This is a genomic window from Flavobacterium sp. PL11 (assembly GCF_035985025.1).
Taxonomy (GTDB): domain Bacteria; phylum Bacteroidota; class Bacteroidia; order Flavobacteriales; family Flavobacteriaceae; genus Flavobacterium.
In genome coordinates, this window is sequence record NZ_JAXCIA010000038.1 from 1 (window position 1) to 16579 (window position 16579).

The 16579-nt window shown below is 31.7% G+C and carries 11 protein-coding genes; 10 read left to right on the forward strand and 1 reads right to left on the reverse strand.

Going from position 1 to position 16579, the window contains the following annotated elements:
* Positions 1–102 precede the first annotated feature (102 nt).
* Both RCH18_RS14575 and RCH18_RS14580 read left to right on the forward strand, forming a co-directional pair.
* Positions 103–561 (forward strand): hypothetical protein, encoded by a 459-nt coding sequence (locus RCH18_RS14575; protein ID WP_326937502.1) that lies wholly within the window; start codon positions 103–105, stop codon positions 559–561.
* 3 nt (positions 562–564) lie between these two features.
* Entirely contained in the window at positions 565–885 is a 321-nt protein-coding gene (locus RCH18_RS14580) for a hypothetical protein (RefSeq protein WP_326937503.1), read from the forward strand.
* A gap of 163 nt (positions 886–1048) precedes the next feature.
* Here the strand turns inward: RCH18_RS14580 and RCH18_RS14585 are convergent, their stop codons facing one another.
* Positions 1049–2332: a hypothetical protein gene (locus RCH18_RS14585; RefSeq protein ID WP_326937504.1), complete on the reverse strand. Its 1284-nt coding sequence runs from the start codon at positions 2330–2332 to the stop codon at positions 1049–1051.
* Positions 2333–3533: 1201 nt separating this feature from the next.
* On the opposite strand from RCH18_RS14585, the gene RCH18_RS14590 reads away from it, so the two are divergent.
* The 8 genes from RCH18_RS14590 to RCH18_RS14625 all read left to right on the forward strand — a co-directional run bounded on the left by RCH18_RS14590 (position 3534) and on the right by RCH18_RS14625 (position 16571).
* Positions 3534–3707 (forward strand): helix-turn-helix transcriptional regulator, encoded by a 174-nt coding sequence (locus tag RCH18_RS14590; RefSeq protein ID WP_326937505.1) that lies wholly within the window; start codon positions 3534–3536, stop codon positions 3705–3707.
* Between the two features lie 3 nt (positions 3708–3710).
* The gene (locus RCH18_RS14595) at positions 3711–4313 is read left to right on the forward strand and encodes a DUF1819 family protein (RefSeq protein WP_326937506.1); all 603 of its coding nucleotides are present in this window, start codon (positions 3711–3713) and stop codon (positions 4311–4313) included.
* 2 nt (positions 4314–4315) lie between these two features.
* A complete protein-coding gene (locus RCH18_RS14600; RefSeq protein WP_326937507.1) occupies positions 4316–4900 on the forward strand; it encodes a DUF1788 domain-containing protein in 585 nt (194 codons plus the stop codon).
* Entirely contained in the window at positions 4897–8412 is a 3516-nt protein-coding gene (brxC, locus tag RCH18_RS14605) for a BREX system P-loop protein BrxC (RefSeq protein WP_326937508.1), read from the forward strand. Before RCH18_RS14600 ends, brxC begins: the two co-directional genes overlap by 4 nt.
* Positions 8412–11864 (forward strand): BREX-1 system adenine-specific DNA-methyltransferase PglX, encoded by a 3453-nt coding sequence (gene pglX, locus RCH18_RS14610; protein WP_326937509.1) that lies wholly within the window; start codon positions 8412–8414, stop codon positions 11862–11864. The genes brxC and pglX overlap by 1 nt, the downstream gene beginning before the upstream one ends.
* Entirely contained in the window at positions 11865–12806 is a 942-nt protein-coding gene (locus tag RCH18_RS14615; RefSeq protein ID WP_326937510.1) for a phospholipase D family protein, read from the forward strand.
* A gap of 273 nt (positions 12807–13079) precedes the next feature.
* The gene (locus RCH18_RS14620; protein WP_326937511.1) at positions 13080–15440 is read left to right on the forward strand and encodes an Hsp70 family protein; all 2361 of its coding nucleotides are present in this window, start codon (positions 13080–13082) and stop codon (positions 15438–15440) included.
* A gap of 3 nt (positions 15441–15443) precedes the next feature.
* The gene (locus RCH18_RS14625; protein ID WP_326937512.1) at positions 15444–16571 is read left to right on the forward strand and encodes a 3'-5' exonuclease; all 1128 of its coding nucleotides are present in this window, start codon (positions 15444–15446) and stop codon (positions 16569–16571) included.
* Positions 16572–16579 lie beyond the last annotated feature (8 nt).

Here is a 16579-nt window from a genome sequence, read left to right on the forward strand (position 1 = left end):
CTTCTGATCTAAAGTCCATTTCTTGTATTTCATGTTTCAAATATATAAGTTTGAAATTTAAAATAACACTCCGAACTTATCGGGGGCTAAACTATGAATAACATGAAAAAAATAGAGAAAATAGATTGTAAATTACTACTAGAATATTCAAAAATTCGGGAAATTTTAAATAATACGGTACTATTTGGAACAGAATATTTTGAACAAGTGTATAATCTTACGTTCGCTAATTTCAATTTAAATCCGATCTGGGAAAAGGTGACTGTTCCCTATCTAAATGGTCAAATTGATACGAAATCTGCACTAATTTTGATGGACGAGCATTTATATTTTTTTATTAGGGAAAATATTGAAAATAAAAATATAATTGAGTGGGATTTGTTTTTGACTTATTTAGGTAGAAAAGAAATATTCAAAATAATAGAAATATTTCAACTTGAGATGTCTGATAAAGATTACTGGACATTTGTTGGTTTCAGCTTCACGAGCGGTTATATACATGTAAATGAGTATGACTATATATTATCTTTTTTTCTTAGTGAGAGACCTTCTAGAAAATAGATAATGTCGGAAGAGGAAAGAATTTTTTTCGAAAATTTACCAGAAACAGTGACTATCTACAGAGGCTGTAGCTTAAAAGAAATAAAAAGTAATAATTTTAGATTTAGCTGGTCATTAGACAAAAACGTTGCAGATTTTTTCGCTTTTGATTATAATAAAAATTTAAAAATTAAATCAAATATTGTTGTTCGAACTGTTTCTAAAAACTCATTAATTGCTTATTTCAACGGCAGAGACGAGCAAGAAGTGATTTATATACAAGATTTCGACACCAAATTTCAGTTATCAAATAAATTCGATGTTGTTGCAGAGGGACAACAGTAGCTTTTGTCAATCTTGAGTATTGGAATAAGGTAATTATTTTAATTAGTATGTATTTCAATTACAAAAAATAAAGAGTAGAGAATTATTGTTTTCTACTCTTTCTTTCTTTCTAATATAGTATTGTTGTTATAAGGGTTTTAAAAGGACACTAATTTATTTAGCTCTATTTCGATTTCAATTCGCATTTAAAATTCTTTCTATTAAAGAAATCAATCATAATTTGTTTCGCTGTATCATAATCACATGCTTTTACACGCATACTGTCGTGAATTGGTAAAGTTGGGATTTTATTTTTATAAAGTAAATTATAAACACCATCTATCATTAATTTGCTTTCAGCCTTTTGTAATAAAATTGAAAAACTCTTATATCCATTTTCATTTTTATAATCACTTATTGACTTCATTGTCTTTGGAAATAGTGTTTTGAGTTTTTTGGGATGAGATCGTACCTCGCCAAAGAGGGCAATCATCATGTATTGTTTTGCTTCATCCCGACTCATTTTCATTTCTATCTGTATGTATTCGTATAAAGTGCCGTTCTGAGCATTTTCTATAAAATTATCATCGAGTTTAAAAGTGCTTATATTAGACAGTATGGCAAATTGTGCGTTCTTGATATCAATTTCAGTAGTTTTTTTGCCATCAAGCAAGATGTATTTGAATAATTCCCTCTTCAGACCAGTAAGGTTGTGATCTAGTCTATTATTGGTTGAGTTTCTTGACGCATAAAAATTTTCACATCTAATATTTTCAATGCTGAATGTATAGCACATCTCAAGTTCTATTCTTTTCTTAGCCATAAAACTTAATACTGGTTCTAAATAGAAATTGTTTTTACACTCAATAAGTCCCACATTTTTTCGGTTTGCAACCGCTAACCAACAGGATCTATGCTTATTAATTTCGTCACCATTAATTTTGATTGTAATCATATTCCTAGTGATGTTTGTACCTATTTTGATTTTAGCTATTTCTTTTTCAACTAATTTTGGTATATAATTGAATACAGCATCGTCTACGGTCACCATTTTCAAGTCTTTTTTAATTTCTGTGAATGCCACTCTATCATCTGTTCTAGTGATACCTTCAAATTGTGTAAAATGAACTGGGTGATTATATATCAAATGGGCACTTAAAACATATGATTTGCAGAACGCAGCTGTAATTTTTGATCCTGTAGAATAGCTTCCGTTCGTTATTAATATTTTAGCATCTTCTATACCACGCTTAACTTGTCGCAAGTCACCGTTCGAAGTAGACAGTGCCTCAAAAAATGTAGTTGGGAATGGCTTCGGATTACGAAAATCTACATTATCTTTATCTAGTAAAAATTGTCGATAAATTGCGGATACTAATAATTTTGCTTGCCAGTAAAATCTTTTTTTATCAAAATCAATGGCATCGATTGCAATGTTTATGCTTGTTGGAATTATTACTTTTTTCATATTTTCATTGTTTCATATTTTTATTGCAATTAAACATACCTATTGTGACTAGTCTATTTGCTTGAATCAATGTTTATACAAATGTTAAGGTGTTTTGTTTATTTTTTTGAGAAGTTTTTACACATCTATTTAAAAGGATTTGTTTTTGTTTAAGAAAGTTTGCACCACACATTGGTTCCCTAGGCTTCACTTTAATAGCTAGGCACTTTATTAGGAATCTCTATAGTTTATTTTTACTTATTCAATGGCAGCAGGGATTTAGAGAGAAAGTAGGCAACATATAATGATAAGTAAATCTATTTACTTTAATCTACTTTAAGTGAGCTAATATGTTATAATCATTTAAGACAATTGAACAATGTTAACTTAGGGAGTAGGCAACATATAATGATAATTAAATCACCTCTAATAGATCTTTTATAGATACATATACTGTGTTTTATAATTTCTTAATGCTTTAAAATGAATATTTATCGCTTCACCCACCGCAGCACCAAGCGAATTGGGTAGTGATATTTAATTTTTATATAAATACGTGATCCAATGATTGTATTAACAAATGAATAAGTTTTAAAGTAAAAATCAGATTAATAAATGGAACAATTCACCCACCGTAGCCCAAAGCGAAGTGGGTAGTAATGTCTTATTATTATATTAAAGGATTCCATTTTCTAATAAATAAAGTTTAAAAATATTAATTAGCTTGAAAGTTAAAAGAATTCTATTTTTATTGAATGTCTTACCACAAAACGATTTTAAAAATTCACTACGAAATCTGCTGTTTCTGATTTAAATCTCTAAGATTCTCGTGAGTAGATGAATAATCGTTGAAAAAAAACTAAACTATTGAGGAAAATCGTAAAACAAAATAATTTATAATTATTAACATTCACTAAAAAATCTCATTAAGACCTATTGTCAAAAATTGTAATATCACTAAAAGTGGGTATAGGTAATGACCTAAAACAAATGTTTCTTTGGTAAAATGGTAGTTATTTTCTACTGCTGCTGATTGGCTTCAAGTTCTTAAATTATCGGAATAGCTATTTAACTATTTTTCCGATTATTAAGTAGCTAAATAAGTACATCATTTACCTCTTTTTTAGATTCATGAATATTTTCTTATTCAATATGCAATTTATTCAGTTTAAATATTAAATTTGAGGAAAGACAAACTTTAATTTTTTTTAAACTGATGATGTTGAAAGAGCTAATAAAATCGAAAGGGATCAAGCAAAAATGGCTAGCATTAAAATTAGGTGTAAGTGAAGTGACAGTAAGTAATTGGGTGAAAGAGAAAAGCATACCAAGTAAAAAACATCTACTAAAAATGAGTAAGCTATTAGATATTCCTACTAAAGAACTGACAAATTAAGGAATGATGGATAATGAAAAATATATATTTTCCTTTACTGCATCATCACTTAGAATGAATGAGATGATTGTCGTTGCGAAAGCTTTGGTAGAGGAAAGAAAAATAGATTATATCAATGAATTAGGTGGTGGCAAGGCTGCTACTGGAAAAAGGCTGCTTTCAGAGTTTAATAGAAGAATATCTAACCTTACTAGTAATCAAGTAGAAATTCTGATTAATGGTGATTTTTTATCACAAAAACAGATAGCCTTTCTATCAGTATGTAAAACCTATTTGTTTATTAGGGATTTTGTTGTAGAGGTGTTGCGAGAGAAGATACTAGTTTTTGATTATCAAATAACTGAGGGCGATTACATCTCTTTTTACCGAAGGAAATTGGACCTACATCCAGAGATGGATATGTTGACACAATTGACAGAGAATAAAATAAAACAGGTGACTTTTAAGATTTTAGAACAAGCTGGAATAATTAATTCCATTAAAAATAAGGTAATTCAACCTCAAATTATTGATAGAAAGGTTATAGATGCTTTTGCGACAGATAATACAAAGTGGTTTAAGATTTTATTTATGAGCGATATGGATATTACAACTATTAGAAAATAAGTATGGAAGACATTACGGTGAAATTTAACCATTTATATAAGGTAATATCGTCACAACGATTTTTGAAAAAAGAAGCTTTGGGTGGGGAAATACCTTTCTTTATTTCGGCTTATAATGCTAAGCAAGAATTAACTGTTGAAGAAAATATTAAGCTATTGATTACTAAACTAGAGTCATCAGCTGTTAGCGTTTTAGAAATCAACCTATATGATATTGTTTGTGAAATATTGGAAGATAAAGGGGGTATGGAACGAATGTTTAAAGTAGAAAAAGCTAAATCTAAGGAAAAGTTTTTAAGGGCACTTCAATCAACATTGAATATACATGATGTTTTGATGCCTAAAATTAGAGAGAAGATTGAAAATGGGAATGCAAAAGTTTACTTCCTAACGGGAATTGGCAGGGTATTTCCTTATATTCGTTCACACAACGTTTTGAATAATTTACAGAATATTGCAAAAGAAGCACCTACAGTTACATTTTTTCCAGGTGATTACAACGGTCACACTTTGAACTTATTTGGCTTACTCAAAGATGATAATTACTATAGAGCATTTAATATTGACAAAATAGAAGCAAAAACATGATAATTAAAGATTTATTTTTAAAGGATATAAATAGACCTATTGAGACAGTAATCAAGGCAGATGATCGTGAACACATCTCAGACGAAGTTGCAGAATACGTAGTAACTAAAGAAATTTCAAAAAAAATTAGAGATTTCTTCCATGCCTACAACAACAATGGTATTGCAAATGGTGTATGGATCTCTGGTTTCTTTGGTTCGGGTAAATCGCATTTACTAAAGATTCTATCTTACGTTATTGAAAACAAAGAGTTCGATGGCTATAAGAGTGGTGAATTGTTTGCTGAAAAAATAGAGGATGATGAGATGCTTAAAGGTGATGTAATGTCGACTACCAGAATCCCATCTGAATCGATTTTATTTAACATTGACCAACAAGCACAGATTACTAGTAAAGCGGATGAAAATGCTATTTTATCGGTATTTTACAAGGTGTTTTTTGATCACTTAGGGTATTATGGTTTTCAACCACACGTTGCAGAGTTTGAAATGTGGTTGGATAAACAAGATAAGTACGAAGAATTCAAAACCAAAATCAAGTCAAAAAATAGACTAAGTTGGGAAGAAGCTCGTAGTGATTATTTTGACCCGATGGTAACAGACGATGTTGCATCAGTATTAGGTGAAATGAATAACACAGATGCTTCTAAATATGATACTATTCTTGACGATATCGAAGACAGACAAAAGCAATCTATTGAAGATTTCTGTGAAAAGGTTCAGGAATATATTAAAATGAAACCTGCTGGCTTTCGATTGAATTTCTTTGTAGATGAAGTAGGGCAGTATATTAGTGACAACACCAAGTTAATGCTAAACTTGCAAACTGTTGCCGAAACATTAGCCACAAGAACCAAAGGTCATTCGTGGATATTAGTAACATCTCAGGAAGATATGGAAAAGGTTGTAGGTGATATGAACAAAAGTCAACAAAATGACTTTTCTAGAATTCAGGCTCGATTCAGTATTAAAATTCCACTTACTTCTGCTAATGTTGACGAAGTAATCGAGAAACGTTTATTAAAGAAAGACGACAATGCACAAAAAGAATTAGTCGCGACCTATAAAAAAGACAAGGCACATCTTGAAACATTACTAAGTTTTTCTGATGCTGGTGTCCAGTTCAAAGGGTATAAAAGTGAAACCGATTTTGCTAATAAGTATCCATTCGCACCATACCAATTTGACCTATTTCAACAATGCCGTAGAGCACTTTCTACGCACAATGCTTTCCAAGGTAAACATGCTTCCGTAGGGGAACGATCAATGTTAGGGGTTTTCCAACAGGTGATTCAAAACATTGAACAGAAAAGTGATAGTGCTATTGTCAGTTTTGATATGATGTTTGATGGTATTCGCAATGAATTACGTGGTGAAATACAAAGCTCGATCATCCTTGCAGAAAGAAATTTAGACAATGATTTTGCCAAAAAGGTTTTAAAGACCTTATTTTTAGTGAAATACTACGGAAATTTCAAAACTACTAAAAGAAATATTTCGGTGTTGATGATTGAGGACGTAAATGTCGATCTAAAAGTTCATGACCAAAACATTGATGAAGCATTAAATCTTTTGGAACTTCAAAGCTATGTACAACGAAATGGCGAAGTCTATGAATTCCTCACAGATGATGAAAAAGATGTCGAGCAAGAAATTAAAGCCACAGATATTGATGATCAGATCATAACACAATTACTAAAAGACCTGCTTTTTGATGAAATTATAAGAGATAACAAAATTAAAAATCTTGATAACAAGCAAGATTACGATTTTGTGAGTAAAATTGATGGAATTACCCTTGGAAAAGAAAAAGAACTAGAAATTGAGATTATTACTGAAAACTATCCTGATCATGGTAACGAATTGTTCATTCAATCTCAAACGATGGGTAGTTCAAGTATGAAATTGGTATTGCCATCTGATGCCTTGTTTATGAGGGATTTACGGATGTATTTGAGAACCGACAGGTATGTTAAACAAAACCAATCTACCTCAAACAGAGTAGAAGTAAAACGAATTCTTCAAGAGAAAAGCCAACTGAATGTCGAAAGAAGAAGGAATCTGATTTTATTAGCTAACAAAGGTTTATCCTCGGCTACTATTTTCTTGAATGGAGCTAAACAAGAAATGAGTCAAACTACCGATGGTAAGACTCATGTTATCAACGGATTTCAAAATTTGATTAAATCTGTTTATTCCAGTTTACGAATGATTGGTGCTATGCAATATAGTGAGGATACGGTAAAAATAACTGTTAAAACACCGCAGGATGATTTATTTGGTACGGACGACGAAACAATATCTGAGGCAGAATCTGAGGTATTAAATCTTATTAATCGCAGAAAAAAACAATCTGATAGAACCTCTTTAAATGACGTTAAAACGCATTTTTCTAAAAGACCTTACGGTTGGTATCCCAATGCTATTTGGACCATCGTGGCTAAGCTATACAAGCGAGGGAAGATAGAGTTTAAAGATGGTAGTAATACATTGGAAAATGATAGTGTAATCAATGCATTACTTAACTCATCTAACCATGGAAATACTTTACTAGAGCCACAAACGGTTATAGATCCTAAGCTGGTTAAGGATTTAAAACAAGCGTATGCCGAAGCCTTTGATGAAAGTTGTTCCTATAATGATGCTAAGGAAGTAGCTACTGCTTTTAAACAAAAGATCAAACAATTACATGATGAAGTCAAACAATTATTAGTTCGTAAAAGCCAATTCCCATTTCTAAAAAATATAGAAGAGTTCAGTACTACTTTGGAGCGATTAAGTACTAAAGAATATGCTTATTTCTTAACCAACTTAAAAGATTTTGAAGATACTTTATTAGACACTAAAGAAGATGTAATAGACCCAATAAAACGCTTTATGAATGGCGATCAGGTCAAAATTTATGAAGGAATCCGTTCGTTTGTAAATGGTGATGTTTCTAATATTGATTATATTGAAGGGGAAGAATTTGCAATCTTGAAAGCATTGTTGGCGAACCCTAAACCGTATCAAGGTAGCCAGATTAAAGATGCAAAAGCGGCACAAGATGAATTAACACAAAAAGTGTTAGCTCGAATTGAGGAAGAAAAAAAGAAAGCCATTACAGCTATTGAACATGCTATTGCTGATATTAAAAGTAAAGAGGAATATAATGCACTCGAATCTTCTCATCAAAACAAGATCGTGCTACCATTTCAGGAAGAAATTACAAAACTACAAACCCAACGTTATATAGCGGTAATACGAGATGTGAAGTCTAAAACTTTAGACAGTTTATTACCAAAGCAACTGAATGAGATGATGCGTTTAGCTGCACCTGTAATAGTTGTTGAAGGTGGTGATGGTGGGGAAGTAGTAAATGAACCAACACCACATTATATTAGAAGAACATCTATTAAAGTTCCTTTCTCTAAAACAGAACTACGAACGGAAGAAGATGTAAATGATTATGTAGAAGTACTAAAAAAAGCGCTTTTAGAGCAAATTAACGAATCCAGAAGAATATCCTTATAATGAATACCAACGCACTAAAAAAGTTCGCTCAGCAAGCTCGTATTAAGCTATTAGAGCAAGTGACAGCCAAGTTAGAATATGTATTAAATACCGACACACCAGAGCTTCGTGAGAAAAGCACACAGCTTACTAAATTGCGGGAAGCAATCACTAAATCATCTAAGGAACAAATCATTGATAAGGTAACTTATACATGGTTCAACCGCTTTATGGCTTTGCGTTTTATGGATGCGAATGACTATCAACCTATTGGTATTCGTGTAGTAACCCCAAAAGACGGATATACATTACCTGAATTGCTGGATGAAGCCAAACAAGGAACTATCCCAGAAGAATTATCGGTAAACAAACAGCGCATATTTGATTTACTAGATGGCAAAATACCAAGTAGTAATGCTCAAAACGAAGCATATAAGGATTTATTGATTGGGGCGTGTAATCATTTGAATAAAGTCTTTCCGTTTTTATTTGAACGTATCAATGATTATACGGAACTTTTACTACCAGATGATTTAACTTCAGAGCTTTCGATTGTTCAGGACATTCGTGATGGAATGACCATTGAAGATTGTGCTGAAGTAGAAATCATCGGTTGGTTGTATCAGTTTTATATTTCTGAAAAAAACGAAGAACTAATCAGTTCTAAAAAGGTTTATAAAAAAGAAGATTTAGCCCCAGCTTCACAATTGTTTACCCCAAAATGGATTGTGCAGTACATGGTAGATAATACACTTGGGCAAGTGTGGTCTGAAATAAACCCTGCTACAAAAGTTACTGCGGAACTAGAATTTTACATTAAACCAGCTTATTTAGAGCAAGTTCAAAAAAGACAAGCCAAAAGTATTGAAGAAATTAAGTTTTTTGAGCCGTGTATGGGTTCAGGACATATTCTTGCTTATGCATTTGATGTCTTCTATAAAATATACGAGGAACAAGGGTACAACCCGACAGAAATACCAGAATTAATTATTACCAATAACCTTTTTGGTGTTGATATTGACCAACGAGCTTCTCAACTAGCCTCTTTTGTTTTATTGATGAAAGGAAGACAAAAAAATAGACGTTTCCTTCGTGCAGTTGAAACCAAAAACATTCAACCGAATATTTCGTATTACCAAGATTTCGAATTTGATGAAAAATTTAAAAACGCAACCGCTTTAGGGTCTTTAATTAGAGTGGATGCGCAAGATTTGAAAAATTTAGTTGTTGAAGAAAACTCGCTTTTTGGTGAAAGGCAAGAAGAAGTTAAGAAATTATATCAATTGTTAGGGCAACGTTTCGATGTAGTAGTTACAAACCCACCATATATAAATTCTTCAAGAATGGAAGGAAGCTTGAAACAATATGTAGAAGCAACCTATCCAGAAACTAAATCAGATTTATTTGCAACGTTTATTTTGCGTTGTTTAGAATTATGTAATGAGGATGGCTTAACTGGTTATATGACACCTTTTGTTTGGATGTTCATTTCGAGTTATGAAAAGCTAAGAGAAATTATCATTGATAAACATTTTATCAATAACCTTATCCAGTTGGAATATTCTGGGTTTGATGGGGCAACTGTTCCTATTTGTACATTCACCTTAAGAAGTAAAAGTATCAACGATGCTAAAGGAAGTTACATTCGCTTAAGTGATTTTAGAGGTTCTCATAAACAAGCTCCCAAGACTCTCGAGGCTATAAAAGATATAAATTGTGGTTGGTTTTTTAATGCTAACCAAAAAGACTTTAGAAAAATAACTGGAAGTCCACTTGGATATTGGTTGAGTACAAAAATATTAAAATTATTTGAAGTAAATGACACAATAGAATCATTAGCTGAAACCAAATCGGGAATGTCTACGACAGACAATGAGCAATTTTTGCGAAGATGGTATGAAATTGAATTTATTAAAGCGGGTTTAAATTATTCAAACGGTGAAGAGGCAAAGAATTCAAATAAAAAATGGTTCCCATATAATAAAGGTGGATTGTGCAGAAAATGGTTTGGTAATAAGGAGTTCTTTTTAAATTGGGGAAATGATGGGAAAGATGTCAGAGATTGTATAGCTAATGACCCAAAAAAACAAGTAGGTGGTAGAATTGTGAATGAAAATTTTTATTTCCGTCAAGGAATAGGATGGAGTGATTTAACTTCTGGTAAAGTTAGTGCTCGTTTACATGATGAAGGTTCTATCTTCGATTCTGTAAATCCAGTTGCTTTTTTAAAAGATAAAATAAACGAGTATTTTTTACTTGGACTATTAAACACATCTTTTATTAATACATTGTCCAAATTAATAAATCCAACACTTCATTTCACTCCTGGAAACGCAAGAGTTTTACCTATTCCTAAATTAGAACGACAAAACATCAATATTCATGTAGAAAATTCACTACAAATTAGTAAGCAGGAATGGAATTCGAGAGAAGAATCTTGGAGTTACAATCAGAATGAACTCATCACTCATAAATCTCAAGACATGGAAGAAACTTTCGATTTATACCAACATTACTGGAAAAACAAATTTTTTCAACTACATAAAAACGAAGAAGAACTTAATCGTCAGTTTATTGAAATCTATGGTTTGCAAGAAGAACTAAGACCTGATGTTGCTTTAAAAGATATTACGATTCTAAAAGAAGAAATTAGCATTGTCAACAACCAATTAGTATTTGATGCCAAAGAAGTATTTGCTCAGTTTATGAGTTATGCCGTGGGGTGTATGTTTGGACGTTATTCGTTGGATAAAGAAGGTTTGATCTTGGCTAATCAAGGTGAAACACTCGAAGATTATTTACATAAAGTAGACTTATCAAAAGACAAATTAAGTTTCACACCAGATGAGGATAATATCATTCCTGTTTTTGATGATGGATGGTTTGAGGATGATATTACAGGTCGTTTTTATGTGTTCTTGAAAGCGAGTTTTGGTACTGCTAACTTTGATAAAAACTTAGCATTTGTAGAGGAATGTCTGGGTAAAGACATCCGTAAATATTTTGTAAAAGATTTTTACAATGATCACATTAAGCGTTACAAGAAAAGACCTATTTACTGGATGTTCTCTTCACCAAAAGGAGCTTTCAATATATTAGTCTACATGCATCGTTATACACCAGATACTCTAAACAATATCCTGAATGGTTATTTAATCCAGTATAGAGAAAAGCTAAATACCTATATGGAACATTTAGATCACTTAACTGTGTCAGGTACATCCATAGAACAAACTAAAGCGATTAAAGAGAAAGATAAACTAAAACTAGTGCTAATAGAACTCAAAGAATACGAAAGAGACATTTTGTATCCTTTGGCAACCGAACGTATCGCAATTGACTTAGATGATGGTGTTTTAGTGAATTACAACAAGTTTGGTAAAGCAATAAAGGAAGTAAAAGGATTGAATGATAAAGTGACTAAGAAAAAAGTGAGCGGGTTTGATTGGATTGATGTAGCAACGATAAGATAAATGAAAACGATAACCCAAAATTTACAAAAAGAACTAAAATCTAAATTGAAATCTGCGGACGAGATTTGGATTGCTGTTGCCTTGTTAACGAATAAAGGACTGGAATTCATTCAAGAAAACCTTCCAAGTAAAGCAAAGCAGCATTATATTTTGGGAATCGACTTGCCTACAGATCCAATAGCTTTGGATGTCTTATGTAAGCAACAGCTTTTGGAGGATGTTACGGTGAAAATGTTTTATAACCAAGAGTTTTACCACCCTAAAGCCTATATCACAAAATCAAAGGATAACTATACTGCATTTGTTGGTTCAGCTAATTGCACTAGAAGTGGGTTATTCGCAAATATTGAGTTGTCAAATATCATAACAAGTCAGTCAGAATGTTTGGAACTAATAAGTTGGTTTAATGCTATTGAAAGTAAATCAGCTACGCTTACAACATCTTTTATAAAAGTATACCGTGAAAGTTATCAATTAAGGTTAGATCGAGAAAAGGTAGAAGAGAAAATAGTTAAAAATTTAAAGGAAAAACTGGAAGTAGAGTATGAAGTAACGGTGAAGTTTAGAAAAGCGTTGATTACTACCTTAAAAAAATGTAAAGCAGGTAGCGATTACGCTCAAACTAAAAGAATTCGAAAGCAAAATATTATCGATATTAAAAACACTATTGATTATCCAAATTTTAAAAAAATTGATGTTGATGCTTTTTTTCAAATTTGGGAACTTGGACACTTAATAGCAATACCTAAACCTACTATTAAGGCTGAAATTAACCGTATTAAGAGCTTACTTCTTTTTTTGATAGATGATAGTGTTGACGTTGCTGTTCGTATCGATAGAGCTTTAAAAGGCGATCTAAAAATAAGAGGTGTTGGGGAAGCATTAATATCTAAAATACTTACAGCTCATGACCCCAAAATGTATTTTGTTAAGAATAATTAGATTGACACTGCGTTAAATCGATATGGTATCGAATTTCCTAAACGAATATCGAAGGGAGAAAAGTATAAAGCGACAAATAAGTTCCTGATTGAAATATGTGAAGAAACTGGCATGGAGAATCTAGCTGTTTTAAATCATTACTTATATATGGAAGCGATTGAATTGTAATACTTTAATGTCAACTTTGTTGAAAAAGTAAGGACGGTAAAGGTATAGAGAAATCTAAAGTTTTAATTTAATAGACAAAATAAAAACAGTGTAAAATAAAAATATATGAGTAAGCTAGTAATATACCCTATGGGAGTTGGTTTTCAAAATGGTCAAAATTTATCGACTGATAAAAAATGTTTTGGTATTGATTTAGGAACTACAACCACACTAATGTGTGTGGTAGATTCTGCAAATGTAGATTTACATAACAATACAATGATTCCTATTCAGTTTGTAAAAGTCCAGCAAACTAGTCCTTTTGAATTCAATCAAACTATTGAAGATGAAAAAGTAGCTTCTATTGTAGGTATACATAACGGCAAACCATATGTTGGAAGTAATTTATACCACCTAAAGGGGCATCCTGAATTTGAGTACAAAAAGAATATCTTTTATCATTGGAAATTAGAATTAGGTATCGACCATCAACCGATGTATCCAAATGCAGTTAGTGAAAAGCTAAACATGCCGTATAAAATTGCTGGTGGTATTTTAAATTACATTCGCAAATCTCGTTTTCAAGATAATTCACTGCCTAACACCATTATTACTGTTCCAGCATCCTTCCAAGCCAATCAAAGAAAAGATGTCTTAAAAGCTGCGGAAATGGCTAAAATCGATACTTCGGATAACATGCTGATTGATGAACCCAATGCAGCATTTTTAGGATATTTCAATAGATTATCAGATGCTGAAAAAACGATTTGGGCTCAGGATGTAAAAAATAAAAATGTACTAATAATTGACTTTGGAGGAGGAACTTTAGATTTATCTATCTTGAATGTTGATTTTAGAAGAGATAAGGGAATAACGATCAGCAATCGTGCAATTTCAAGGTACAATGATTTAGGTGGTCAAGATATTGATACATTAATTGCCGAAGAATTTCTAGTTCCACTATTTAAAAAATTATATGATGAATTTGATGTGGCTGATATTTCAGATATTAAAGATATCATAATACCGCAACTTGCATTGATTGGCGAAGGTTTAAAGGTTGGTATTTCAAATAGATTGAGTCTAAAAGCTGTAGATCAAGATGTAAAGAATATTGATATTAGTTCAATTTCATATACACATACGGATTGTCAGGTTAAATTTAAAGGAGTCGTATACGACATGGGGAGTATTACGATTTCCGCAGATGAGTTTAAAGACCTATTCTCTAAATTATTTAGAGGAAAAAACTATAAATTTAAATATGTAGATAAAACAATATCAACAATTAGTAGTTCAATCAATGATATTATTGAAAAGGCAGAACTAGGTCTTGATGAAATAAATTATGTGCTTTTTGTTGGAGGAAGTAGTTTTAATCCCTTTTTACATTCCTTTTGCTCAGAGAAATTATCTAGATCGGTAGCACTTACTTCTCATGAACCTGATAAATTAGTTGCGGAAGGAGCTGCGGTTTATTCCTATTTTTTAAATGTGCATAATATTTCACTTATTAGTCCAATTACTAGTGATACTATTGGTATAGTTCTTAAAGGTAATAGGTTTTTCCCAATATTAGAACGTGGAGTTTCGTTACCTCAAAATGTGGCAATACCAGATTTTAGGTTGCAGTCTAGTATGAATTCTGAGGTGGTTATACCTGTTTGTATAAATGGTGCTGATTTTCCTATTGGTGAAATTAGATCTACCTTAAATTCATTTTACGACTTTGATTCTGTTGTTAAAATTCAGGCTGAAATTACAATTGATAAAGTGTTCAAAATGAAAGTGTTTGTTAATAACGATTTAGTAGGTAACGCTGAATTTGAAAATCCTTATGGAACAGGAAAACAAACAGAAGAAGAGATCGAAGTTAATACTACTAAAAAAGAACTAAACGCAGCTAAGCTTTCTAAAAATATTAGAAAGGAAAAAGAGCTTTTAAGACAATTAATTTGGAAGCATTACAATGTAAAGAATTATCAAGGTGCGCTAGAAACTGCAGAAGAATATATTAAACGATTCGACGATCAGGATGAAGGAGTTTGGAATATGGTTTATATCAGTAATGGGAAGTTAGGTAGGCGTCAGGCAGCTATGAGAGCATTAACTAAGGCAATAGAAATAAATCCAACTGCAGCTTATTTACATTTTAACTATTCTATCTCTTTAGGGGAAGCAGAAGGCGATATGGCTGCATTAAACTACTTAGAAGGACTAGATCAACAAATTAAAAATGAGAAAGGTATTTTAATAAGAATAATTTCTTTAAAAAATAAGTTGGGTCAAGATGTATCAACGGAGGCAAAAAAAATGGTAAATGATTATAAAGAAAATCCGATGGAATTTTCACAATTTAGTAAAGAAAATTTACTGGCGACTGTTTTTAAAATTGCTAATGAGCCTTACGCATACGTTAATCCAAAATCCACAAAAAACATAAATGACCAATCAAAATATTTAGATACTAACAACTTACCATTTTAAACTATGCTAATACCTTATACACAACTTTCAGAAGAACAAAAAGGAGTTATTCGAAGAGTTTCTCGAGAATCAGGAAACCTCTTCGTCGAAGGACCACCAGGTTCAGGTAAAACATTGATTAGCCTTTACACTCTTAGGGATATTGTAAAAGAATCTAATGTTAAGCCACTTTTAATGATGTATAATCACAGTTTGTTCGGTTATTTATCATCTGCACTTAGAGAACTTGGTGTTCAGGATAATATAACGATAGTTACAAAGGATAAGTTCTTTTGGGACAAAGCGAAGGAATTTGGTATCACACCACCTGACTATAAGGCTAGTTATAGCGTAAAATATAATTTCCTACTAACTGGTTTAAATAATGTATCCATTAATAAAGAATTTGATGTGACCATCGTAGATGAAATTCAAGATCTAATGCCTGAAGAATGGGAATTAATCAAGCGAATGTCAAAAAGGGTTCTTACATTAGGAGATTTCAATCAAGGAGTCTATAAAACAGCTTTAACAAGAGATAGTATAAAAAGCTATGGTGTTTTCGAGAGTTTATCCGTTATTTTTAGATTTCATAAAAACATAGCAAAACTAGCAAAGTTATTTTCTAAAAACAACGAAGACTTAGTGGCTAAAGTGTCCAAGGATTCTCAAACACAACCACAACTTTTCGATATTACTGCACCTGGATCCGAATTCGGTAAAATTGCTGAAATCTTGAAAGAAATTAAGGTTTACAGAAAAAGAATTGGAGTAATAAGTCCTGATAATGAAAAATTAAAAGCACTCGCTCAATATTTAAATAATGCAAATGTTGATCACGACTTTTATATCGCTAATTCAGATTTAAGAACACATGATTTTAATTCTACAACACCTTTGTTGATTTCTAGTTTTAGTGCAAAGGGATTAGAGTTTGAACACGTAATTTTATTTGGATTTGATAATGATAGTATGGTCATGTCAAGACTTAGCAATGAGGGTAAGTTAAAAGATGTAATCTATGTCAGCATCACCCGCACCAATTCAAATCTTTATATTATTCGAACAAAAGATACAGTTAAAGAATTGAAAGACTTAGTAGTAGAAAAAGAAGTAAATAAATTGGAAATATCAATTGACGATATATTTTAAAAATAGAA

Coding starts and splice junctions, on each gene's coding strand:
- RCH18_RS14575 (WP_326937502.1), top strand. CDS start 103: ATGAAAAAAATAGAGAAAATAGATTGTAAATTACTACTAGAATATTCA.
- RCH18_RS14580 (WP_326937503.1), top strand. CDS start 565: ATGTCGGAAGAGGAAAGAATTTTTTTCGAAAATTTACCAGAAACAGTG.
- RCH18_RS14585 (WP_326937504.1), bottom strand. CDS start 2,332: ATGAAAAAAGTAATAATTCCAACAAGCATAAACATTGCAATCGATGCC.
- RCH18_RS14595 (WP_326937506.1), top strand. CDS start 3,711: ATGATGGATAATGAAAAATATATATTTTCCTTTACTGCATCATCACTT.
- RCH18_RS14600 (WP_326937507.1), top strand. CDS start 4,316: ATGGAAGACATTACGGTGAAATTTAACCATTTATATAAGGTAATATCG.
- brxC (WP_326937508.1), top strand. CDS start 4,897: ATGATAATTAAAGATTTATTTTTAAAGGATATAAATAGACCTATTGAG.
- pglX (WP_326937509.1), top strand. CDS start 8,412: ATGAATACCAACGCACTAAAAAAGTTCGCTCAGCAAGCTCGTATTAAG.
- RCH18_RS14615 (WP_326937510.1), top strand. CDS start 11,865: ATGAAAACGATAACCCAAAATTTACAAAAAGAACTAAAATCTAAATTG.
- RCH18_RS14620 (WP_326937511.1), top strand. CDS start 13,080: ATGAGTAAGCTAGTAATATACCCTATGGGAGTTGGTTTTCAAAATGGT.
- RCH18_RS14625 (WP_326937512.1), top strand. CDS start 15,444: ATGCTAATACCTTATACACAACTTTCAGAAGAACAAAAAGGAGTTATT.